Below are 22,565 nucleotides of genomic sequence, written 5' to 3'. Positions count from 1 at the left end.
CTCACCTGTCTTCGAGCCCGAGAGCCCGTGCCGCGCTGACCGCGTCGACGGAGACCCGTTTCGGCTCGATCTCGGAGCCGTCGGCTGTGTGCAGTGCCCAGCTGGGGTCCTTGAGTCCGTGACCGGTCACGGTTACCGCAATGCTCGCACCGGACGGGACCTTGCCCGCTTCGGACATCTTGAGCAGACCCGCCACTGAGGCCGCCGAACCGGGTTCGACGAAGATCCCCTCGTCCCGGGACAGGACTTTGTGTGCGCGCAGGATTTCATCGTCGGTGACGGAATCGATGACTCCGCCGGACGAGTCACGGGCCTCGATTGCCTGCTCCCAGCTGGCTGGATTGCCGATCCGGATGGCCGTGGCGATCGTATCGGGCTCGTCCACGGGGTGGCCGAGGACAATCGGGGCCGATCCTGCGGCTTGGAAGCCCCACATATGCGGCAGACGGGTCGAGGCTCCGATCTCCTGGTATTGGCGGTAGCCCTTCCAGTAGGCGGTGATGTTGCCGGCGTTGCCCACGGGCAGCACGTGGATGTCGGGAGCGTCGCCCAGGACGTCGACAACCTCGAAGGAAGCCGTCTTCTGTCCCTCGATACGATCCGGGTTGACGGAGTTCACGAGGTGGACAGGGTAGGACTCGGAGAGCTTGCGACAGAGCGTCAGGCAGTCGTCGAAGTTTCCGTCGACTTCGAGCAGCGTGGCCCCGTGGGCGATGGCCTGGCTCATCTTGCCCGGCGCGATCTTGCCGGTGGGCACGAGCACAGCACAGGTCAGTCCGGCCTTGGTGGCGTAGGCGGCTGCCGAGGCTGAGGTGTTGCCTGTCGAGGCACAGATGACGGCCTTAGCACCCTGAGCCACGGCCTTCGTGATGGCCATCGTCATACCCCGGTCCTTGAAGGACGCTGTCGGGTTGAGGCCTTCGTACTTCACCCACACATCGGCACCGGTGAGTTCGCTGAGCTTCTCCGCGTGGATGAGCGGCGTGCCGCCTTCGCCCAAGGTCACGGCCGGTGTAGTTTCGGAGATATCGAGGAGGGTGCGGTATTCCTCGACGACGCCCTGCCACTGTTTTTTGGGGAATTCGGTCATTCTCACTGTCCTTCTACGCGGATCACGGATTTGACGGCGCGCACCACGGGGAGGCCGCTGAGGCGGTCGACCGTTTCCCGGAGGGTTGCGTCGGTGTTCGAGTGGGTGGCGAGCACGAGCTTCGCGTGCTGAGTGCCTTCGTCGTCGACCTCTCCCACGGTCTGGCGCATGAGTTCGATCGACGCACCTTCGTCGGAGAAGACCTCGGAGACTGCGGCGAGAACACCAGGACGGTCGACCACGTCGAGCGTGATGTGGTACCGGGTGGTGATCGCCGATATCGGCAGGATCTTCGAGTCCTCGTGGAATGGGCGCTCATACTGTCCCCGACCACCGAGCACCTTGCGACGGGCCACGGAGACCACATCTCCGAGGACCGCAGATGCGGTCGGTTCGCCGCCGGCACCCTGTCCGTAGAACATGAGCGAACCGGCAGCCTCGGCCTCGATGAAGACGGCGTTGAAGGCACCGCGCACTGTCGCCAGGGGGTGGCTGCGTCCCAGCAGGGCCGGGTAGACGCGAGCGGACAGGCCCGGTCCGGCAGGTGATTCGCTGACTCGTTCGCACACGGCGAGGAGTTTGATGACGAAGCCCTGATCCCGGGCCGTGGCGACCATCTCGGGTGTGATGTCTTCGATGCCTTCGACGTGGACATCGTCGATCGAGACCGGAGCGTGGAAGGCCAACGACGAGAGAATGGCGGCCTTCGCGGCGGCATCATGGCCGCCGACATCGGCGGTGGGGTCCGCCTCGGCGAATCCCAGCTCCTGCGCGGTCTTCAGCGCCTCATCGAAGCCCCATCCCTCGGAGTCCATCTGGTCGAGGATGTAGTTGGTGGTGCCGTTGACGATGCCCATGATTCTGTCGATCCGGTCCCCTGCCAGCGAGTCGCCGACAGGACGGATGATCGGAATGGCACCGGCGACGGCTGCTTCGTGCTCGAGGCGCACACCGGCGGAGTCTGCCGCCGACATCAGCTCACCGTAGTTGGCAGCCAGCAGAGCCTTATTGGCTGTGACAACGGAGGACCCGTGGTCAAGGGCTGAGCGGATAAGCGTTTTGGCAGGCTCGATGCCGCCCATCAGCTCGATGACGATATCGGCGTCGGCAATGGCCGCCTCAGCATCTGTCGTCAGCAGGCTCGAATCGATTCCCGGGCGCTGCTTGGAGGTGTCACGGACGACGATTGCGCTCAGTTGCAGCGGCGCACCGATCCGTTCGGCCAACGCCTCGCTCCGATTCTGGATGCGGGCGGCGACCTCGGTGCCGACGACTCCACATCCGAGCATGGCAACTTTCAAAGCCTGCATTTGTTCACCTTTTCGCTGTCTTCAATGGCACTCATACGCGCTCTCCGGCGTTCATTCCCGGATCGCTGCGCAACATCTGAGAGTAGTCCTCGGGTGTCACAATCCACTCAACCTTATCCGTTGTCACGGCCAGGACCCCTGGTTTGGGCACGTGGTTGTAGTTGTTGGCCAGTGACCGGCAATAGGCACCGGTGTTCGGGACCGCGACGAGGTCACCGGCGGACACATCAGACCCCATGTATTCGTCTCGGACGATGATGTCACCGGATTCGCAGTGCTTGCCCACCACGCGCACGATGGCCGGTTCGGAATCGGAGTTCCGATTGGCCAAGGTACACGAATAGTCGGCATCGTAGAGAGCTGTCCGAATGTTGTCACTCATCCCCCCGTCGACGGCGACGTAGGTGCGTACGCCGTTGTCTGTGTCGACCTCTTTGACGGTGCCGACCTGGTAGAGGGTGAATACGGATGGGGAGATGATCGCGCGTCCGGGTTCGATTGAGATCCGCGGCACGTTCGTGCCCAGTCCACGACATTCCTTCGCGACCACCTCGGCGAGTTCCTGGGCCATCTTCGCCACCGGGATAGGTGTGTCCTGTGAGGTGTAGCGGACGCCGAAGCCGCCGCCCAGGTCGACATCGGGCAGATCAACGCCGTGTTCGGCCATGATCTCTGCGCGCAGCGCCAGGACGCGGGCGGCAGCGACTTGGAAGCCGGAGATGTCGAAGATCTGGGAGCCGATGTGCGAGTGCAGACCGTCGAAACGCAGATGTGAGGAGTTCGCCACCGCCGCGGCGGCCTTCGCAGCGGTCCCGGCGGAGACGGAGAGGCCGAACTTCTGGTCTTCATGAGCCGTGGCGATGAAATCGTGGGTGTGTGCCTCGACGCCCACCGTGACGCGCAGCATCACCGGAGCGGTGGTTCCCTTCGCTGCCGCGATCGACTCGAGCAGTGCGATCTCGTCGAGGCTGTCGACGAAGATCCGTCCCACACCGTAGTCGAGAGCATATTCGAGCTCGGCCGCAGATTTGTTGTTGCCGTGCAGGCCGACCCGCTCGCCTGGGACCCCTGCTGCATTGGCCACCATCATCTCCCCCAGGGAACAGGTGTCGAGGCCGAGGCCCGCTTCGTGGACCCACCCGGCGACAGCAGTGCACAGGAATGCTTTGCCCGCATAGAAGACGTCGACTCCGGCCAGGCCTTTGTCTGTGGAGAAGGCAGCCGAGTAGGCGCTGACGTAGTTCTCGGCGCGCGCTGTGAAGTCGGCGACGTCCATGACGAGGGTCGGGGTGCCGTAGCGTTCGGCGAGGTCGGTGACCGAGTGCCCGGCGATGGTGAGGACACCGGAGTCGGACTTCGTCACATTGTCTGACCACAGGCTGGGCAGGAGCGCATTCACGTCCTCTGGGTACGGCAGCCACACGGGTGCTGGGGTGGCGTGCATGGTGCCGGCGATATGGGCTGGCATTACATCCTCTCCGGGGCGCTGACGCCCAGTAGTCGAAGTCCTGTGGCCAGGACGATGATGGCGGCTCGGTCGAGGACCAGCCGGGAAGCGTGGAGTCGCGTGATCTTCTCGTCGATGCTCGGTGTCACAGAGCATGCCTGCGCCCAGTCTAGGAACAGCTGGGCTATGGCTTCGAGGAGGCAGGTGATGCGCTGTGGTTCGCCCCAGGAAGCAGCGTGGCGCGTCGTGGTGATGAAATCGGCCAGTGCTGCGGCCAGAGCGGTCTCTCGGGCATCGGTCAAGGTGTTCGCGTCGAAGTCGGAGGCATCGATTCCAGCCGCTGCCGCACGCCGTTCGACTCGACGGGCTGCGGAGTGCGCGAGCTGGACTGCGTACATAGGGTTGTCCGAGTGGGCTGTGCGCAGCACTTGGGTGTCGCCTGGCTGCGGCGGGGACGTGCTGCTGCGTGCGGCCAGGAAGCGAAGCGCGTCGGTTCCCACCGCGACCTGCAGTGCCTGCAGCTCGGAACTGGCCAAGATGCGCTGGCCGATGGCGGCTTCGATGCGCGCTGCTGCGTCACGATCAGGACCGAAGGGCTGATCGGAGTCGACGATGTCAGCGGCGGTCTGGGCGAGGCTGCTGGGACTGACCGTGATGTTGAGGAATCCAGGTCCGGCGACTTCGACGTCGGCTACTCGTATGTCCGCGCGCAGCTGAGACGCGATCTCTTCTGCCAGCAGTCTGGGATCCGTGTGCAGGCTCGCAGCACTGCGCAGTGCAATGGTCGAAACCCAGTCCCCGGGGCGTGAGGCCTGCGGCCGACGGCGCTTCTCCTGCACACGGCGGAGGGGCGGCTCCGGAACAGGGACGTTGTGGATTCCTCGTGCGGCGGCACTGCTCGCCAGTGCACGCGCCAAAGCGGTCTGCAGAAGTTCCGGGGTCACCCGATCAGATTACTCGTGTCCGGTTGTCGACGGCGAATCAGGTGTCATAGTCCTCAGCATCGTCTCAACCCGGGAGGTGGACGGATCAGATCGAGCCTGGGCGACAGGCGGAGAAGCTGACCGCGAATTTCACCGCGGTGGAGGCCAGGACCACCGCATAAGCTGGCCACATCGCATCAAAGGACTGAATCAAGAAGGCGAAGATCAGGGGGCCAGTTGCTGCCATCAGGTAGCCACCGCCCTGAACGAAGCCGGACAGCGCTGCCGAGGCCTCGGCGCTGCGAGAGCGCAGGGTGATCAGGGTCAGGGCCAGTGGGAACGTTGAGATCCCAATTCCCAACAGAATCGTCCACAACACTGGTGCGGCTTCGGGGACGAGCCAGAGACCGAGGTACCCGGCGGCCAGAGAGCCGCAGAAGACCGCGACGATCGGTGAGGCTGTGCGCATCTTCTGTGCCAGAAGCGGCAGAACGAACCCGAGGACGAGAGGTATCGCGGTCACCAGGGCGAGCATGGCTCCTGCAAATGCCGGGTCGAAACCGGAACGTGTGAGCAGGGTGGGCAGCCAGGTGAACAGGATGAAGTTGTTGAAAGAGGTCAACCCGGTCATCGTCATCAGGGCCCAGGCGCGCTTGGTCTTGACCAATCTGAGCAGCTCGCTGCCGCCGACGACTGTGGCTGTAACCTGCGATCGGGGCGAGGGCCGGAGAACGGCGATCAGGACCCAGACAGCAATCCCGGCTGCTGCGGATGCTGCCCACACGAGCAGAGACCCGCGCCATTCGAACTTCGATGCCAACGGCACGGCCACCAGTGGCGGGATGAATGTTCCCAACTGCAGCATGCCCACGTGCACAGTCGACATGAGTGCGACCCGATCGGGGAAGTAGGACTTCACGATCGGTGGCACGACCACGTTGCCGATGCCCATGCCCAGCAGCGCGAGAACGCTGAGTGCCAGGAAGAGTGCGGGAGAGTCGACGATCGCGCGCAGGCCAAGACCCGCCGTGATCATGATCATCACTGCCAGGGAGATCGTCAGTCCAGAGAAGCGGTTGTACAGCCGTGGGGTGATGAAGCCGCTGATTCCGTAGAGCAGCGGCGGCAGCATTCCGATGATGGCCAGAAAGGCGGAGCTGAGATGGATCTCGGATCCCATCGCATCCAGCAGCGGCGAAAGCCCCGTCACGCCTGGACGGAGATTGAATGCGGCGACAATGATTCCGATGCCGATCAGAATTGATGCCCACGCAGATTTCATGCTTGCATTTCTACCATCCGGTACCCCGCACCAGAATCGCCGGGGTCAGTTCTCCTGTTTAAGTCCTTCGACCGGTGACAGCCGTGCTGCCCGTCCGGCCGGTGCCAGCGCCGAGAGCAGACCGGCCAGAATCGCGACAAGAAGGATACCCAGAGTTGAGGGGATCGACCAGTCGACGATGAGCCGATTGGAATAGTCATGCGTGATCAGACTGGTGCCGACGATGCCCAGTCCCCCGCCGAGGAGGAGCCCGATGAGTGCCGCCACAGACGAGATGAGGGTGGCTTCCAGTGCGAGGATCGATCTCAGCTGGGAGATGCTCAGGCCCAGTGCCCGGAGCAGAGAGTTCTCTCGTCGACGTTCGATCACCGACAAACTCACCGTGTTCGAGACGCCGAGGAGGGCGATGAGGACGGCGACGAACAGCAGGGCCACCGCAACGATGAGGAGGACATCGATGAATTCGGAGTATTGGCCTCGGACCACTGCCGAACCACCCACCTCGTCACTGGTCACGTCGAGTTCTTCGGCTACGTCCTGTTGGATTCGAAAGATGTCGGAGACTGAGGCATCCGGATCGACCTTGACCAGGACGGAGGTGGAGGTCGCGGACACACCCAGATCATTGCCGACATCCGGGGTGGTGAGGAAGACCAGACTCGAGTCACCGGCCTTCTCAACCGGAAGAGTCGCCTCGGTGAGCCCCTTGATGCGGATGCTCTCTGGCCCGTAGTCGTCGGGGACGAGCACTTTCCCCGGAACGGGTGGCTCGGCGCCCTCACTGAGCACAGTCTGGGCGGAATCGGGATCGATGACATAGAGCTCGGGGGGCATATCGCCGTGGTCACCGAGCACCTCCGCCCGATGGGCGATGACGACGGCTTCCACCCCTGCAATCTCACGCACACCATCGGCTTCGTCCCGATCGACGGTGGTTTCGAGCGGAACGGAGATGTCGACGGGATAGCGCTGGTCGAGTCCGAAGCTCAGCGTGGCCTTCGTCGACATTCCACCGACCACGATCGTCGCCACCAGGGTGACACCGATGATGAGTGCGGTTGCCGTAGCCGCGGTTCGGCTGCGATTGCGCAGAGTGTTCAACGTGGCGAGGCGGCCCGGGACGCCGAAGGGACTGAACGCCAGGTCGCCGATTGCTGCGAGGATCGGCGGAATGATCATCACGGAGCACAGGATCAGGCCGAAAACGAGCAGTGCGCCCCCGAGCGCCCCACCCAGGATCCACCCCGGTGATCTCCCGATGAGATAGACCGAAGCGACGAGGAGCACGATTCCGAGGCCGATGCTCGACCACCCGATGAGCTGACGCACCCGGCTGTGCCGCGAGGGCGACAGGGACTCGTCGAGGGGCTGCAGCGCCTCCAACGGCGTCACAGCGATGGCGCTGCGGGCCGGTCGGATGGTGGCAAGGACCGTGAGGAGCACACCGACGACAATGCCGATCAGCAGCGCCGAGAGAGGAACGCTGAGGCTGAGATAGTCGAATTCGTTGGGCCAGACCTGCTTCGCTCCCGCGGCGAGGCAGAAGCTGAGCCCCGTCCCGACCACCACTCCACAGATCGAGCCAAGCAGCCCGATAAAGGTTCCCTCGGTCACCACGGACCCGTAGAGCTGAACCCGTGATGCACCCAGGCAGCGCAGCAGTGCCAGTTCGCGCCTGCGACCGGCCACGATGACGGAGAAGGTGTTGGACACCACCAGTATCGCCACGATGACGGAGATGCCGGCGAAGGCCAGGAGCAGCCAGGTGACGACCTCATTGCTGCCGGAGAGCCGATCCGTCTTCACATCGATGGCATCGCCGACGCTCATCGCCTCCAGGCTTCCCTGCAGAGCTGAGTCGTCGATCGCGTCCTGAAGGTGTGCGCGGACCACGTTCGGATCAGCACCCTCGTCGAGAGCGATCTGTATCGCGACAACATCACCCTGCGAAGCGAAGTACTCCTGATAGCTCGCCGAGGTGGTTAGCCCGCGGTGCGATCCTGCAGTCGCCGGGCCGCTGTCCATAGAGGCCAGGCCGACGACGGTGAACGTCGTGTTGCTTTGATTCGGCCCCCGGTAGACGGGCATCGCCTCATCGTCAGGGCCGACGGAGAAGCGGATCTCGTCGCCGATGCCCACCCCCAGGTCATCCGCGGTCTTCTCGTCCAGGACGAGATCTGTGAGGGACTCGGGCCGGGTCCCATCGGTGAGCGCGAATGTGTCCAGGCCCGGGTCTGCGGGTGCAGGTGTCAAAGCGAACGTGCTCTCAGAGAATGTCTGCCCTCGACCGGTCGTCGTTGTTCGCGCGTTGACAGTTGCAGTGTCCACTCCCTCGACCTGTTCCAGCGGCTTGGTCAGCGGAGCGGCTTCCTGCCCGTTGACGAAGATGTCCTGGCCCGGGACGATGACGAGGTCGGCCTCGGAGAATGTGTGCGACACAGACTCCTTCAGGCTGGCCTGCAAAGACGAGCTGATAATCAGAGTAGAGGCGACGAAACCCGCGGCCAGCGCGATGCCGAGTCCCACTGCGAGGAATCGCGCCCAGTGGATACGAATCTCCGCCAGAGCGACTGCGATCACAGGTCGCTCAGTTCACCCAGCGCGGAGACCACGGACTCTTTGGAGGGCTGGTGCACTTCCCCTCCGGCACGACCGTCTTTGAGGAGCACGACTCGATCCGCGTGTGAGGCGGCTACGGGGTCGTGGGTAACCAAGATGATCGTCTGCCCGTAGCGGCTTGTTGCTCCATGCAGCAGCGCCAGCACTTCAGCACCGGCTTGTGAGTCGAGGTTGCCTGTGGGCTCGTCGGCGAAGATCACGTCAGGGCGAGTCAGCAGGGCACGAGCCACAGCAACACGCTGCTGCTGACCGCCGGAGAGTTCATGCGGGCGATGTTTGAGCCGATCCCCCAGCTCAAGGCGCTCAACGACTTCGGTCTTCCACTCGGGATCGATCCTTTTGCGTGCCAAGGCCACCGGCAGTTCTATGTTCTGCTCGGCACTGAGAGTGGGAACCAGATTGAATGCCTGGAAGATGAATCCGACGCGGTCGCGTCGCAGTTGCGTCAGTTCCTTGTCGTTGAGACCTGTGATCTCCTGACCGCCTAGGGTGATGGTGCCGGAATCCACTCTGTCGAGACCGGCGAGGACATGCATGAAGGTGGATTTTCCTGAACCCGAGGGGCCCATGATCGCACTGAACCTACCGGCTTCGAAGTTCACCGTGATGTCGTCGAGGGCTGTCACTGCGGTGTCGCCGCGTCCGAAGCTCTTGCGCACCGATTGTGCACTGAGCACGACATCAGAGCTCGTCACGTCCGCAGGAGTCGACATCATGACCTTCATCAGCTGGTTGAGATTCGTTATAGACCACCCTAATCGGTGATAGCAGAAACCGCCCACCTCAGGTGTTGAGGAGGGCGGCATGTGGTGCCCGCGACAGGATTCGAACCTACGACCTTCTGCTCCGGAGGCAGACGCTCTATCCACTGAGCTACGCGGGCAACGGATGCAATGCTATCACCGACATGTAGTGCTTCCCAAAACGAAACCGCGTGCAATCGAGACTCGATTGCACGCGGTTGAAAGCATCAGGCGCCCTTCATGTCCTTGCGCCCGGGAACATATTCCCAGTGCCAGAGTTCATAGGAGTTGCGCTTGGCCCAGTCCGGGTTCTCCCAGCCGTACTTCTCACCGTTGGCGATGAGCCACTCGGACTGCGGGCCGGTTCCTGTCTCGGTACCGCCGCCGAGGTCGAGCGCGATTCCCCAACCGTGGTTGGACGTACCCGGCCGGGCAGCGAATCCGGGCTTGCGCTCGGCAACGGAGATTTGGGATTCGAGCGAGCGATAAGAATCAGTGATGGCAAGTTCCTTGCCAGTGTCCTTCTTGTACGCAGCGTTCATCTTTGCGAACGACACGGCGGCATCGGAACGCAGCTTGTGCTTGCCCACGCCGACCTCGCACAGCCAGTCTTCGGGCAGTTCGCCGTTCGACACATGGCCCTTGGGCGCCTCGTCCTTGCAGCCGGGCAGCACCGTCTTCGTGATGGCGCGCGAGGCGGCCTCCACCTTGGTCTGCTTTGCGCTGGGCGCTCCGATGGCCATGCTCGTCTTCTCGTCGTCGGCCTTGATGTCGGCCGAAACGGATTCGGAATTGATTGCACGAGCCTGAGTATCGGCTGCAGTCTCGTCGACCTTGACTTCCTGGTTGCCGCTCATGTTGCCGGCGACCATGACGGCAGCGATTGCGGTACCCGTCACGGAGACAGTTGCCAGTGCGGAGAAAGTTGTCATGCGACGACGACGGACCGACCGCAGAAGAGAACCGTCCGATCCGCGGCTGCCCATCCGGGCGGCGACGAATGCCGAACCACCATGATCGGGACGAGCCGACGCTTCTTTGGCCATTGCGGCCCGACGCGGTGACCCTGCAGCCGCTTTGGCTTCTGCAGCCATCGCGGCGCGTCGCGGCGAGAGTGGTGTTGAAGGAGTCGGGCCCGAGTGCTGCGGCGCCGATGGCGCATGCTGCTTGGAGAAGACAGATGTCACGGGTGAAGACGTATGCTGCTTGCGCAGATCGCGGCGGCGAACCGGTTGCGCCTCTGCGGTCGAGGACTCACTCGACATATTACTCCGTACTGTTGTCCCTATTTCGGCCGTGATGATTACCGGCAAACGAAAACCTTATGTCACAACACTATAACGACCTCGTTACAGATTGTCATTTTCCGTTCATACTTGGCGTGTGACCTCGGGTTACACATGCTTTCGCCCCCACCAGGGCGGCACAGATAACGTATTTGCGGCCGCTGGTCGGGGAGATTCGTAACATATTGTTATAAAGCATTAAGTTCGTGGATGACCCGCGTCACAGATCGATAGTGATCTGTGGGCGATGTCATGCTCAGTGCTGGTGTCGGCCCCGCTGCATGGCGTCCTGAACCTCACCGACAAGTTCTTCCAAGACGTCTTCGAGGAAGAGCAGACCCAGCACGTTGCCCTCTTCCGAGACGACCCTGGCCACGTGGATGCCGACCTTCTGCATCTGGGACAGTGCCTCTTCGACCTCATCACTGGCGGTCACAGTGAACAGAGGACGGAATCGCTTCGCCGGAACGGGCGCACCGTATTCGAGCGTGCTGTCGGCGTAGAGAACGTCCTTGATGTGGAGATAGTCCTGCGGGTAGCCGTCATCGTCGGTTACGAAGTACCTCGAGAACCCGGTTTTTCCAACCAGGGTGACGAGATCGTCGGGGGTCACACTCGAGACGATGGTGATCAGTTCGGACATGGGCACCATGATGTCGGCGGCTGTTTTGTCACTGAATTCCAGCGCACCCTTGAGCAACCCGGTGTCGTCGGTGAGCAGGCCTTCGCGCTTGGACTCAGCGACGATCGATTCAACCTGCTCGATCGTGAACGCTTCATTGACCTCGTCGCGAGCCTCGATTTTGAACAGATGCAGGATCGAGTTGGCCAGACCGTTCAGCGGTTTGATGACGAAGCCGAAGACTCGGGACAGGAAGACGAGCGGAGGTGCCAGCAGCATCACTGCCCGCGCCGAGCCCGCCAGCGCCATGTTCTTCGGCACCATCTCACCGATCACCACGTGCAGGTAGGTGACGACACCGAGAGACAGGATGAAGGAGATCGTCGAAGACAGTCCTGCCGGAATCCCCAGTCCCTCCAGCGGGCCGGACAGGAGGTGGTGAATGGCCGGCTCCGCAACATTGCCCAACAGCAGAGAGCAGACGGTGATTCCCAGCTGACAGATCGCGAGCATCACCGAAACATGCTCCATCGCGTACAGAGCGGTCTTCGCTGCCGCCGACCCCCCCTGTGCTCGGGGCTCGAGCTGCGATCGTTTGGCCGCGACCACGGCGAATTCGGCGGCCACGAAGAAGGCATTGCCCAGAAGCAGCACGAGGAGCCAGATGAGGCCCAACCAGTCGGTGCTCATCAGAACTCACCACCCTGTTCATAGCCGACCGCGTCGGTTGCACGAAGGAGTATGCGCAGCCTTTCGATGCGTCGACCGTGCATCCGTTCGACTCGGATCAGTGCGTCCTCAGTGCGGATCTGGTCGCCGGGCTCCGGGATCCGGCCCAGCTCTTTGAGGACGAATCCAGCCAGAGTCTCATAGTCGGAATCTTCAGGTATGTCGAGACCGATCGTCAATGAGACTTCGTCGGGGCGAAGCTGTCCCGGAACGATCCAGGTGCCATCACGGGCGGGCCGTGCCGCCACACGCATCCGGTCATGTTCGTCGGCGACTTCACCGACGAGTTCTTCCACGACGTCTTCGAGGGTCACGACACCGGCGGTGCCTCCGAACTCATCGACGACGACTGCCATCTGCAGGCCCTTGGCTCGAAGTTCCATAAGAAGCGGATCGAGCAGAAGGGTTTCGGGAATCTCGGTCACCTCGGTCATCAGTCCCCCAGCGTATGCATCGTCGCGGTTCGCCAGCGGAACAGCAAAGGCCTGCTTGACGTGAACGACGCCGAGGATATGGTCCTTGTCTTCTCCGGCGACCGGGAAACGGGAGAACCCTGTCTCTCGGGCCTGTTCGATGATCGCTCGCGCGGTCGTGTCCTTGACCACCGATGACATACGTGTGCGCGGAGTCATCACGTCCTCTGCGGTTCGCTCGGAGAAGCTCAGCGTCCGCTGGAGAAGGTCAGCCGTCTGCTCATCGAGCACTCCCTCTTCAGCGGAGTGACGCACCAAAGAGGTGAGCTCTTCGGGCGAGCGGCCAACAGAGCCCTCCTCCTGAGGCTCGATGCCGAAAGTCAGCAGGATCTTGTTGGCGGTGCCGTTGAGCACGCTGATCACAGGCTTGAAGACAAGGGAGAAGACATACTGCACCGGCGCGGCGATACGACCGGTGGCCAGGGGAACTGCAATCGCCAGATTCTTCGGCACCAGCTCACCGAAGATCATCGACAGGATCGTGGACAGAATGAGTGCGATCGTCAGCGCGATCGGAGCAGCGAGCCCTGGACTGGCACCCATCGCTTCGAACACCGGTGCCAAAAGCCTGCCCAAGGACGGCTCCATCAGGTAACCGGTCAGAAGAGTCGTGATTGTGATGCCCACCTGTGCCGCAGACAGCTGCGTGGACAGGTGGGTCATCGATCGGCGGAGGATCTTGGCTCCGACCACGCCGTCCTCCACCGCTTTATCTGCAGTGTGGCGGTCCAGCGTGAGAAGTGAGAACTCGGCAGCGACGAAGACGCCGGTGCCGCCGATCAGGAAGAGTGCTAACGCAAGGTACAGCCATTCCATCAGTGACGATCCCTGCCGTTCGCGGTCAGGAGATCACGTTGAGTGATGTGATCGAACCTCAGGGGGTGAGGGTCGTCGTCTGGGGCGCCGGCTTCCCGCCGGCCGGGACTGTCACTGTGCATGGTGAGAGCTTACCAACTCCGGGACAACGGTCGGCCTTCGTCATAACCGGCCGCGCTCTGCACTCCGACCGTGGCAAGATCCGCGAATTCCTCTAGACTCCGGGCTCCCGCATAGGTGAAGGAGCTGCGCACACCCGAAGTGATGCCATCGAGCAGGTCCTCGACTCCAGGAGATTCTGGGTCAATGTACATAGTCGACGACGAGATGCCCTCTTCGAACAGTCCTTTGCGTGCACGCAAGAATGCGGATTCAGTCCGAGTCCTGTTCGCCACGGCCCGTGCAGATGCCATGCCGAAGCTCTCCTTGTATTTGCGGCCCTCACCGTCGATCAGAAGGTCACCCGGGGATTCATGGGTGCCGGCGAACCAGGACCCAACCATGACCTGCGATGCACCAGCAGCGAGAGCCAGCGCCACATCGCGGGGATAACGCACTCCCCCGTCCGCCCATACGTGAGCACCCAGTTCCCTGGCAGCCTCGGCGCATTCGCGAACAGCCGAGAACTGCGGACGGCCGACTGCCGTCATCATGCGCGTGGTGCACATGGCACCGGGTCCGACACCGACCTTGATGATCTGGGCACCGGCCGACACGAGATCGCGAACACCGTCAGCGGTGACGACATTGCCGGCGACGATGGGCACTCCGAGATCCGCGGCCGCGATCGAGGCCAGGGTATCGAGCATCTTCACCTGATGGCCGTGTGCTGTGTCGACGACCAGCACGTCGGCTCCGGCTGCGACCAGAGCGGAGGCCCGCTCGACGGCGTTGCCGTTGACTCCGACAGCCACCGCGATCTTCAGCGAGTCCTGACTATCGAGGTTAGGGGCGTAGATCGACGAGCGCAGCAAAGACTTGGGTGTCAGGGATCCCAGCACCCTGTCGCTGTCATCGACGACAGCGGCGAATGGGGTGCGGGCCTCGTTCATGGACTCGAACAAGGACTCCAGCTGCGCGCCGTCCGACCAGTCGACATCCGAGGCTCTAATGATGTGCGGAGAGGGTTCCAACAGTGCAGACACCGCGGTGAACCGGTCGACGTCCTTGAGGCTCGACGAGTCGATCACTCCTTCGAGCTTCCCGTCATCGTCGACGACCACTCCGAAGCCGTGGGCACGTTTGGCCAATACGTGCAGTGCATTGAGCACCGTGTCCTCCGGAGAGAACCGCAGTGCAGAGTCGAAGACACGGTCGCGACTCTTCACCCACGCGATCGTGTCCTGGGCCGCGGACAGGGGGATGTCCTGCGGCAGAACCGCGAGACCACCTCGGCGTGCCATGGTCTCAGCCATTCGGCGGCCGGATACGGCAGTCATATTCGCGGCCACGATCGGGGTCGTGGAGCCCGTGGGATCGGTCGTCGACAGGTCGACATCGAACCGAGAAGTCAACGAGGACGAATTGGGAACCAGGAAGACATCTGAGTAGGTCAGATCATTATTCGGGTCATTTGAGATGAAACGCATAACACTATTGTCCCCTATGCGGACATACGCGGGTACATCGCGTTAGGCTGGTCATGTCGTTAAGCAGCAATTCTTGAATCAGGAAGTAGGCGATCAACGCCGTGTCCGTCAATACTCCGAACCGCACCGTCGACGACTTCGGGTCGAATGAGTGGTTGGTCGAGGAATTGTATGAACAGTACAAGTCCGATAAGAACTCGGTCGACCAGTCATGGTGGCCGTTCTTCGACAAGTACGAAAAGAACGGGAATGGGGTAGCAGCGAAAACTGCAGACGCCAAACCCACCGCGCAGACCGGCACCAAGCCGGCCGCGAAGTCCAATGCGAAACCAGCAGCCAAAGCGCCGACTAAGTCCGCCGACAAGTCCGCCAAGGATGCCTCGAGTGCAGACTCTGTCGCGGATGACAGTCCCCGCGGAATCTCCCCATCGTCGGCTCAGTCCGAGACGCTGAAGGCCGAGACCAAGTCTGTGCCCACAGTCGCCGTAAAGGACACCGAGCCGAAACCGGCTCCCGAGGAGACCGTGACTCCATTGCGCGGTCCCGCGAAGCTGATCGCCAAGAACATGGATGATTCGATCGAGGTTCCCACGGCCACGTCCGTCCGGGCGCTGCCTGCCAAGGCCCTCATCGACAATCGCATCGTCATCAACTCCCACCTCAAGCGGACCCGCGGTGGCAAGGTCTCCTTCACCCACCTCATCGGCTTCGCTGTCATCCGGGCTCTGCAGAACTTCCCCTCGCAGAACGTTTCCTATGATGTCCGCGACGGCAAGCCGGTCATGGTCTCCCCCGCTCACATCAACTTCGGTCTCGCAATCGATGTGCCGAAGAAGGACGGTTCGCGCACGCTTCTGGTGCCGAACGTGAAGAAGGCTGAGACCCTGACCTTCCGCCAATTCGTCGATGCCTACGACGGTCTCGTCGACAAGGCTCGGCAGGGAAAGCTCACGGCCGATGATTTCGCGGGCACATCGGTCTCGCTGACTAACCCCGGCGGAATCGGAACCGTGCACTCAGTGCCGCGTCTGACCAAGGGCCAGGGCTGCATCATCGGTGTCGGTGCTCTCGACTACCCGGCAGAGTTCCAGGGCGCCAGCCAGCACACGATCAACAAGCTGGCCGTGTCCAAAGTCCTGACGCTGACCTCCACCTACGATCACCGCGTGATCCAGGGTGCCGGATCGGGCGAGTTCCTCAAGCTCGTCCACAGCTACCTCCTCGGCGAGGACGGCTTCTACGACGACGTCTTCGAGTCACTGCGTCTGCCCTACGAGCCTGTGCGCTGGGTGCCTGATGTCTCTGCTGAAGACCAGGACGATGTCAACAAGACCGCTCGCGTCATCGAGCTCATCGACGCCTACCGCACCCGCGGGCACCTCATGGCGAACATCGATCCGCTCGTCTACCGTCAGCGTTCCCACCCGGACCTCGACATCAACCAGCACGGCCTAACCTTGTGGGATCTCGAACGCGAGTTCCCCACGGGTGGCTTCGGTGCCAAGCCGATGATGCCCTTCCGCAACATCCTCGGACTCCTGCGCGAGAGCTACTGCCGCACCATCGGCTTTGAGTACATGCACATCGCCGATCCGCTGCAGCGTCGTTGGTTCCAGGCAAAGATTGAGGTTCCGCATCAGGAGCTGACACGCTCGGAGCAGGGACACATCCTCGGCCGCCTCAACGCAGCCGAAGCTTTCGAAACCTTCCTACAGACGAAGTACATCGGGCAGAAGCGCTTCAGCCTCGAAGGCGGCGAATCAGCCATCGTCCTCCTCGACGAGGTCCTCAACCAGTCGGCGGACACCGGCATGGAACAGGTCGCCATCGGCATGGCCCACCGTGGACGTCTCAACGTGCTCACCAACATCGCAGGCAAGTCCTATGCGCAGATGTTCCGTGAGTTCGACGGAACGATGTCTCCGGACAGCGTGCAGGGATCCGGCGATGTCAAGTACCACTTGGGCACCGAGGGTTCCTTCACCTCGCCAGCGGGCAACTCCACCGATGTCTACGTCGCGGCCAATCCCAGCCACCTCGAGACCGTGGACCCGGTTCTCGAGGGCATCGTGCGCGCCAAGCAGGACTTCATCGACCAGGGAGAAGCCGGATTCACCGTGCTTCCCGTCCTCGTCCATGGCGACGCGGCATTCGCAGGTCAGGGTGTTGTCACTGAGACCCTCAACCTCTCGGAGCTGCGCGGCTACCGGACCGGTGGAACCATCCACATCATCATCAACAACCAGGTCGGCTTCACCACGCCCCCGGCCTCGGCCCGCTCGTCCTACTACTGCACCGACGTCGCGAAGTCGATCAACGCACCGATCTTCCACGTCAACGGGGATGACCCCGAAGCTGTTGTGAGGGCCGCCCGTCTCGCGTTCGAATACCGTCAGGAATTCAACCGCGACGTCGTCATCGACCTCGTCTGCTACCGCCGTCGGGGACACAACGAGGGTGACGATCCATCGATGACCCAGCCGCTGATGTATTCCCTCATCGAGAAGAAGGGTTCGGTGCGCAAGCTCTACACCGAATCGCTTGTCGGCAGGAAATGCATCACCGCCGAAGAAGCCACCGAAGCCCTCAAGGACTACCAGTCGAAACTGGAATCGGCATTTGCCGAGACCAAGGAAGCCGAGTCCGGTTCCTACGACGGAGACGCCTTCAATGCTCCGCACGTGCCCAGCGACATCGAAGCATTCAACAATGCCGAGACCGCGATCAGCTCGGAGACTCTGCAACACATCGGCGAGACATTCGCCGCTGTTCCAGAGAACTTCACCATCCACAAGAAACTGCGTGCCCTGCTCGAGAAGCGCAAGGAGATGTCGCTGTCCGGCGGCATCGACTGGGGCTTCGCCGAGCTGTTGGCCTTCGGCTCGCTGCTCATGGACGGAATTCCTGTTCGCCTCGCCGGCCAGGATTCACGTCGCGGCACCTTCGTGCAGCGCCATTCGGTGCTCATCGACGCCGTCAACGGCAATGAGTGGACTCCGCTGCAGAATCTCAGCGATGAACAGGCTCGATTCTGGGTCTATGACTCCCTGCTGAGCGAGTACGCTGCGGTCGGCTTCGAATACGGATATTCGGTCGAACGCAAGGATGCCCTGGTCGCCTGGGAAGCCCAGTTCGGTGACTTCGCGCAGGGTGCTCAGTCCGTGATCGACGAGTTCATCTCGTCCTCGGAGCAGAAGTGGCAGCAGAACTCCGGCGTCGTCATGCTCCTGCCCCACGGATATGAGGGACAGGGACCTGACCATTCCTCTGCTCGCATCGAGCGCTACCTACAGCTGTGTGCCGAATCGAACATGACCGTCGCATACCCGTCGAATGGTGCCTCGTACTTCCACCTCCTGCGCCGTCATGCGATGACGACGAACAAGCGTCCGCTCATCGTCTTCACTCCGAAGTCGATGCTGCGGCTCAAGGCCGCCGCGAACTCACCTGAGGACTTCACTTCGGGAACGTTCGAACCCGTCATCGACGATTCCATCGTCGATCCCGCGCAGGTTGAGCGCGTCGTGATGGTCTCCGGAAAGCTCTACTGGGACCTGCTGGCACAGCGTGAGAAGCGCAATGACACGACGACGGCTTTGGTCCGCGTCGAACAGCTCTACCCGCTCGACGAGGATTCCATCGCGGCTCTGCTCGACCGGTACCCTGCCGGCGCTCAGCTGGCTTGGGCCCAGGAAGAGCCGGAGAACCAGGGAGCTTGGCCGTTCATGGCGCTGAACATGCCTGAGCTCCTCGGCGATCGTGAGCTCACCGTGATCTCACGTCCTGCCTCCGCTGCGACTGCGACCGGACTCAAGCATGTCCACGAAGTCCAGCAGCAGGAACTCATCGACAGGATCTTCAGCCGGTGAGCTCAGTGACTCCAACGACCGTTGCTGTGATCGGTGGCCCTCTGGTCGCCGGTCACGGTGATGGTCGTGGCCTCGGTTGGGTCGGACGCGTCACGGCCAGGACCTTGCCGAGCCTGCCCGACCTCAGAGTCTTTCCCCTGGCCGTACCGCACGAAGACTCTGCGGATCTGCATGCCCGAACCATCTCCGAGGCGTCCCTGAGGTTCACCTCCGATGGGGACAACCGTTTGGTGCTGGCCCTGGGCTCCGGGGACCTCGATTCAGGTCGTTCCGTGGCTCGTGCTCGGCTCGATGTGGCCAATGTGCTCGATGAGGCGCTGGCGAGGAAGGTCTCAACATTCGTCATCGGGCCTCCCCCGGAGTACAACTCCGACCGGAATCGTGCGATCGCTGAGCTCAATGCGAGCTTCTCAGACGTCGCAAAGCGCCGAGGAATCGCCTATGTCGATACGTTCACGCCTCTGCTGGGCCATCCCGTGTGGCAGCGTGAGATCGCATCCTCACGAGACCATCTTCCAGCTCAGGAAGGCTACGGGCTGCTCGCTTGGTTGGTGCTGCATCGTGGCTGGTTCCCATGGCTCGGTGTCCAAGATGCCATGGGCGATTCCTGACCTGGGCCCAAACAGTCGCAAACCGCAGGAGTCCGACCGGCTATGACCTGAGCGATACTTTGCCCAGACACACCAGTCATGAAAGAATGAAGCATCTAGCGAAGGAGTGTGATTATGAGTAAGCGCAGCCGTAAGCGTCACGATCGTCGCCGTAACAAGGCGAACCACGGAAAACGTCCACTCAGCTGATTCCTTCGAATCAACCAGGACATATGAAGAGGGCGGGGAGAATAGATATTTTCCCCGCCCTCTTCATATGCCTGTTTCGTATCTCTACGCTCCGGTTCCGGGCCACACGGCCTGTTCGCTGGCGATACGCAGGCGGATCTTCTCGCGCAGCCCCATCGGTGCTTCTTCCCGACTGCAGGATCTGCGCACCAATTCCTTGAGCAGCGCCTCGATCTCGTATTCGTCATGGCACGACGGACACTGTTCGAGGTGTACCGAGATCTCGCGGATCTCCGTCGTCGTCAGCTCTCCGTCAAGATAGTGGTAGATGCGCATCAGGGATTCCGCGCGCACATTCTCACAGCATTCATCGCTCATTTCGCACCTCCTGCAGGTGAGGAGAAGCCGCGATCCGCAGCGTAGTCGGCAAGCATGTCACGCAGCTGACGGCGCCCCCGGTGCAAGCGCGACATCACGGTGCCGATGGGCGTATCCATGATCTCAGCGATCTCCTTGTACGGCAGACCTTCGACATCGGCATAGTAGACAACCATGCGGAAGTCCTCCGGAAGCTCCGACAGCGCGTCCTTGACGTCGGAGTCGGGAAGATGGTCGAGAGCTTCGAGTTCTGCGGAGCGACCACCGGAGGACGAATGACTCGCAGCCTGGGCGATCTGCCAGTCCTCGATGTCCTCGCTGCCGTGCTCCAGCGGCTGGCGCTGCTTCTTCCGGTAGTTGTTGATGAAGGTATTCGTCAGAATCCGGTACAGCCATGCCTTGAGGTTGGTTCCCGGCTTGTACTGATGGAACGCCGCATAAGCCTTCGCGTAGGCCTCTTGGACGAGGTCTTCGGCGTCGGCAGGATTTCGGGTCATTCGAAGTGCAGCTGCGTAGAGCTGATTGAGATACTCCAGAGCGTCACGCTCGAAACGGGCCGAACGCTCGGCCTTGGTTTCGGGGACATCTTTGACTGATTCGGTCATCGTAGTCAATGGTACGCCCGTTCTCTCGAGGACGGCAGTGGCGTTCACAGACTTCTCCTTCTGCCTTTCGACTCTGCACCGGGAAGGATCTCCCTCACCGGCGCGTGTTCTCCTGTTCAACACCGGGCCGAGGCCCCACTATTCCCGCACAACCGTTATGCTTGCCAGTGAGATGCCCGACACGTAGGAAGGACCATAGTGTCTCCAATCAGATTCCTCGCACGGCCCATGCTGGCCGCCGGCTACATCAGCAACGGGGTCGACCGTCTGCGCAGGCCAGAAGCAGCGGCCGCCTCGATCGGTGCGCTGCTGAACATGGCACGCAAACAGATCGACGTACCCATCGATGCTCCTACCCTGGCACGCGCCACAGGAGCGGCTCAGGTCGCTGCGGGATCACTGTTGGCTATCGGACGATTCCCTCGCGTGAGTGCCACGATCCTCGTCGGCACTTACCTCCTCGACACCGTCGGCGAGCGTATCGCTGCTGACAAGACGACATCGAAGGATGACAAGCGGGCACGCACGGAGCGCACCCTGATCCGCACCTCGATGCTCGGTGGCGCGTTGCTGGCCAGCGTCGACACGGCGGGCAAGCCAGGACTCTGGTGGCGCACACAGCATGCCGCCGAAGATCTCTGGTCGTCGGTCGAAGACACCTCGAAACAAGCAATGAGTGCACTTGGCGTTGACTGACACACCCGATCTCACCGCACCCGCCACAGGTGACTGGCTTGCGCCGGTCGCCGGTGGCGGCGTCACCGCCACTGTCAGCGTTCCCGGTTCAAAGTCGCTGACCAACCGCTATCTCATCCTCGCCGCACTGGCCGAATCGCAGTCACTCGTGCGTGGGTGGCTGCGCAGTCGTGACACTGAACTCATGGTCGATGCTCTGAAGGCGCTCGGAGCCGATATCGACAACGTCAACGGCAACCTGCACATCACCCCCATTGACTTCTCCGCACACCGTGAAGGCCCACCCGTCGCCATCGACTGCGGACTGGCGGGAACCGTGATGCGCTTCGTGCCCCCGCTCGCCGCAGCCACTGGACGTGAGATCGTCCTCGATGGCGACGAACAAGCCAGGGTCAGGCCGATGTCGGTGATCATCGATGCTCTGACCCGCCTCGGCGCCTCCATCACGGCAGAGGACAATCTCCTGCCGATGACGGTCCATGCCCAATCACAGCTGCGCGGCGGCCACCTTGAGATCGATGCCAGCGCCTCCAGCCAATTCGTCTCGGGCCTGCTCTTGACCGCGCCGGTCATGCCCCTGGGAATCGAGCTCGTCAATCGCGGCGAGGCTGTCCCCAGCCGAGCTCATGTCGATATGACCATCGAAGTCCTCGCCGATGCGGGCGTCGACGTCACCGAGCCCGAACCCGAACGCTGGATCATAGAACCGGGTCGCCCACGCGGACTCGACGTTCACGTCGAACCGGATCTGTCCAATGCGGCGGCCTTCGTCGCCGCTGCTCTGGCTACCAACGGCGATGTGACGATACTGGATTGGCCAGCTCATACGACGCAGGCCGGTGATGGGTTCAGAGCCATCACCGAAGCCTTCGGCGGCACTGTGACTCTGGATCGAAACGGCCTGCGAGTCCAAGGCCCAGAAGTCCTGCAGGCTGTTGACCTCGACCTCTCCGCCATCGGTGAACTGACACCCGTCGTCTCTGCTCTGGCGGCATTGGCAGACGGCACCTCGAATCTGACTGGGATCGGTCATCTCCGAGGGCATGAGACCGATCGGCTCTCGGCACTTCGCCGCGAGCTCGGTGCCATCGGGATCGACGTCGACGAAAAACCGACATCTCTGACGATCACGGGCGCCTCCCCGCGCCGAGGAACCTGGCATACGTACAACGACCACCGAATGGTCATGGCCGGAGCCATTCTCGGTCTGCGCGTCGACGGGCTGGTCATCGAGAATGCCGACACTGTAGCGAAGACACTGCCGGAGTTCACCCAGCTGTGGGAAGACATGTTGAGTCGGCGGTCCTGA

18 protein-coding genes and 1 tRNA gene are annotated in these 22,565 nt (G+C 62.1%); 5 read left to right on the top strand and 14 right to left on the bottom strand.

What is annotated here, in order from left to right; translation table 11 throughout:
- Window position 1 precedes the first annotated feature (1 nt).
- The 12 genes from thrC to INT40_RS10220 all read right to left on the bottom strand — a co-directional run bounded on the left by thrC (window position 2) and on the right by INT40_RS10220 (window position 14,929).
- Window positions 2-1,090: a threonine synthase gene (gene thrC, locus INT40_RS10275; RefSeq protein WP_101572428.1), complete on the bottom strand. Its 1,089-nt coding sequence runs from the start codon at window positions 1,088-1,090 to the stop codon at window positions 2-4.
- Between the two features lie 2 nt (window positions 1,091-1,092).
- Window positions 1,093-2,400 carry a homoserine dehydrogenase gene (locus INT40_RS10270; protein ID WP_101572430.1) on the bottom strand — a complete coding sequence of 436 codons (1,308 nt, stop codon included), beginning with the start codon at window positions 2,398-2,400 and terminating at the stop codon, window positions 1,093-1,095.
- A 31-nt stretch (window positions 2,401-2,431) separates the two neighbouring features.
- Window positions 2,432-3,868, bottom strand: a complete 1,437-nt coding sequence (lysA, locus tag INT40_RS10265) for a diaminopimelate decarboxylase (protein WP_101572432.1) — start codon at window positions 3,866-3,868, stop codon at window positions 2,432-2,434.
- The gene (locus INT40_RS10260; protein ID WP_101572434.1) at window positions 3,868-4,791 is read right to left on the bottom strand and encodes a DALR anticodon-binding domain-containing protein; all 924 of its coding nucleotides are present in this window, start codon (window positions 4,789-4,791) and stop codon (window positions 3,868-3,870) included. The genes lysA and INT40_RS10260 overlap by 1 nt, the downstream gene beginning before the upstream one ends.
- An 85-nt stretch (window positions 4,792-4,876) precedes the next feature.
- Entirely contained in the window at window positions 4,877-6,052 is a 1,176-nt protein-coding gene (locus INT40_RS10255; protein WP_101572435.1) for a CynX/NimT family MFS transporter, read from the bottom strand.
- A 45-nt stretch (window positions 6,053-6,097) separates the two neighbouring features.
- The gene (locus tag INT40_RS10250) at window positions 6,098-8,632 is read right to left on the bottom strand and encodes an ABC transporter permease (protein WP_193096030.1); all 2,535 of its coding nucleotides are present in this window, start codon (window positions 8,630-8,632) and stop codon (window positions 6,098-6,100) included.
- Window positions 8,629-9,366: an ABC transporter ATP-binding protein gene (locus INT40_RS10245; protein ID WP_193096029.1), complete on the bottom strand. Its 738-nt coding sequence runs from the start codon at window positions 9,364-9,366 to the stop codon at window positions 8,629-8,631. The genes INT40_RS10250 and INT40_RS10245 overlap by 4 nt, the downstream gene beginning before the upstream one ends.
- Before the next feature lie 112 nt (window positions 9,367-9,478).
- Window positions 9,479-9,554 (bottom strand) — tRNA-Arg (locus INT40_RS10240).
- 87 nt (window positions 9,555-9,641) lie between these two features.
- The gene (locus tag INT40_RS10235) at window positions 9,642-10,679 is read right to left on the bottom strand and encodes a D-alanyl-D-alanine carboxypeptidase family protein (protein ID WP_101572440.1); all 1,038 of its coding nucleotides are present in this window, start codon (window positions 10,677-10,679) and stop codon (window positions 9,642-9,644) included.
- Between the two features lie 277 nt (window positions 10,680-10,956).
- The gene (locus INT40_RS10230) at window positions 10,957-12,012 is read right to left on the bottom strand and encodes a hemolysin family protein (RefSeq protein ID WP_101572442.1); all 1,056 of its coding nucleotides are present in this window, start codon (window positions 12,010-12,012) and stop codon (window positions 10,957-10,959) included.
- Window positions 12,012-13,340, bottom strand: coding sequence for a hemolysin family protein (locus INT40_RS10225; protein ID WP_101572444.1), 1,329 nt, complete (start codon window positions 13,338-13,340; stop codon window positions 12,012-12,014). Before INT40_RS10225 ends, INT40_RS10230 begins: the two co-directional genes overlap by 1 nt.
- Before the next feature lie 131 nt (window positions 13,341-13,471).
- The gene (locus INT40_RS10220; RefSeq protein WP_101572445.1) at window positions 13,472-14,929 is read right to left on the bottom strand and encodes a GuaB1 family IMP dehydrogenase-related protein; all 1,458 of its coding nucleotides are present in this window, start codon (window positions 14,927-14,929) and stop codon (window positions 13,472-13,474) included.
- Between the two features lie 101 nt (window positions 14,930-15,030).
- Here INT40_RS10220 and INT40_RS10215 point away from each other — a divergent pair, with 101 nt between their 5' ends.
- The 3 genes from INT40_RS10215 (at window position 15,031) to INT40_RS21350 (ending at window position 19,598) form a co-directional block, all read left to right on the top strand.
- On the top strand, window positions 15,031-18,798 hold the full coding sequence (locus INT40_RS10215; RefSeq protein WP_101572447.1) for a multifunctional oxoglutarate decarboxylase/oxoglutarate dehydrogenase thiamine pyrophosphate-binding subunit/dihydrolipoyllysine-residue succinyltransferase subunit: 3,768 nt from the start codon (window positions 15,031-15,033) through the stop codon (window positions 18,796-18,798).
- Window positions 18,795-19,409, top strand: a complete 615-nt coding sequence (locus tag INT40_RS10210) for a GDSL-type esterase/lipase family protein (protein WP_101572449.1) — start codon at window positions 18,795-18,797, stop codon at window positions 19,407-19,409. The genes INT40_RS10215 and INT40_RS10210 overlap by 4 nt, the downstream gene beginning before the upstream one ends.
- 114 nt (window positions 19,410-19,523) lie before the next feature.
- Window positions 19,524-19,598, top strand: coding sequence for a 50S ribosomal protein bL37 (locus INT40_RS21350; RefSeq protein WP_374701025.1), 75 nt, complete (start codon window positions 19,524-19,526; stop codon window positions 19,596-19,598).
- Between the two features lie 84 nt (window positions 19,599-19,682).
- Here the strand turns inward: INT40_RS21350 and rsrA are convergent, their stop codons facing one another.
- A complete protein-coding gene (gene rsrA, locus INT40_RS10205) occupies window positions 19,683-19,955 on the bottom strand; it encodes a mycothiol system anti-sigma-R factor (RefSeq protein WP_101572451.1) in 273 nt (90 codons plus the stop codon).
- Window positions 19,952-20,608, bottom strand: coding sequence for a sigma-70 family RNA polymerase sigma factor (locus INT40_RS10200; RefSeq protein WP_374701024.1), 657 nt, complete (start codon window positions 20,606-20,608; stop codon window positions 19,952-19,954). Before INT40_RS10200 ends, rsrA begins: the two co-directional genes overlap by 4 nt.
- 150 nt (window positions 20,609-20,758) lie before the next feature.
- Here INT40_RS10200 and INT40_RS10195 point away from each other — a divergent pair, with 150 nt between their 5' ends.
- Together INT40_RS10195 and aroA are read left to right on the top strand one after the other, a co-directional pair.
- Window positions 20,759-21,256 carry a DoxX family protein gene (locus INT40_RS10195; protein ID WP_101572455.1) on the top strand — a complete coding sequence of 166 codons (498 nt, stop codon included), beginning with the start codon at window positions 20,759-20,761 and terminating at the stop codon, window positions 21,254-21,256.
- Window positions 21,249-22,565 carry a 3-phosphoshikimate 1-carboxyvinyltransferase gene (gene aroA / locus INT40_RS10190; protein ID WP_193070646.1) on the top strand — a complete coding sequence of 439 codons (1,317 nt, stop codon included), beginning with the start codon at window positions 21,249-21,251 and terminating at the stop codon, window positions 22,563-22,565. The genes INT40_RS10195 and aroA overlap by 8 nt, the downstream gene beginning before the upstream one ends.

The sequence above is a fragment of the Brevibacterium sp. FME17 genome, from assembly GCF_014897515.1.
In the GTDB taxonomy this organism is placed as follows: domain Bacteria; phylum Actinomycetota; class Actinomycetes; order Actinomycetales; family Brevibacteriaceae; genus Brevibacterium.
This window is presented reverse-complemented; position numbering and strand designations above follow the sequence as displayed.

Bases quoted from the DNA above. Each gene is read 5' to 3' on its own strand.
- thrC (WP_101572428.1), bottom strand. From the start codon at position 1,090: ATGACCGAATTCCCCAAAAAACAGTGGCAGGGCGTCGTCGAGGAATAC.
- INT40_RS10270 (WP_101572430.1), bottom strand. From the start codon at position 2,400: ATGCAGGCTTTGAAAGTTGCCATGCTCGGATGTGGAGTCGTCGGCACC.
- lysA (WP_101572432.1), bottom strand. From the start codon at position 3,868: ATGCCAGCCCATATCGCCGGCACCATGCACGCCACCCCAGCACCCGTG.
- INT40_RS10255 (WP_101572435.1), bottom strand. From the start codon at position 6,052: ATGAAATCTGCGTGGGCATCAATTCTGATCGGCATCGGAATCATTGTC.
- INT40_RS10235 (WP_101572440.1), bottom strand. From the start codon at position 10,679: ATGTCGAGTGAGTCCTCGACCGCAGAGGCGCAACCGGTTCGCCGCCGC.
- INT40_RS10230 (WP_101572442.1), bottom strand. From the start codon at position 12,012: ATGAGCACCGACTGGTTGGGCCTCATCTGGCTCCTCGTGCTGCTTCTG.
- INT40_RS10225 (WP_101572444.1), bottom strand. From the start codon at position 13,340: ATGGAATGGCTGTACCTTGCGTTAGCACTCTTCCTGATCGGCGGCACC.
- INT40_RS10220 (WP_101572445.1), bottom strand. From the start codon at position 14,929: ATGCGTTTCATCTCAAATGACCCGAATAATGATCTGACCTACTCAGAT.
- rsrA (WP_101572451.1), bottom strand. From the start codon at position 19,955: ATGAGCGATGAATGCTGTGAGAATGTGCGCGCGGAATCCCTGATGCGC.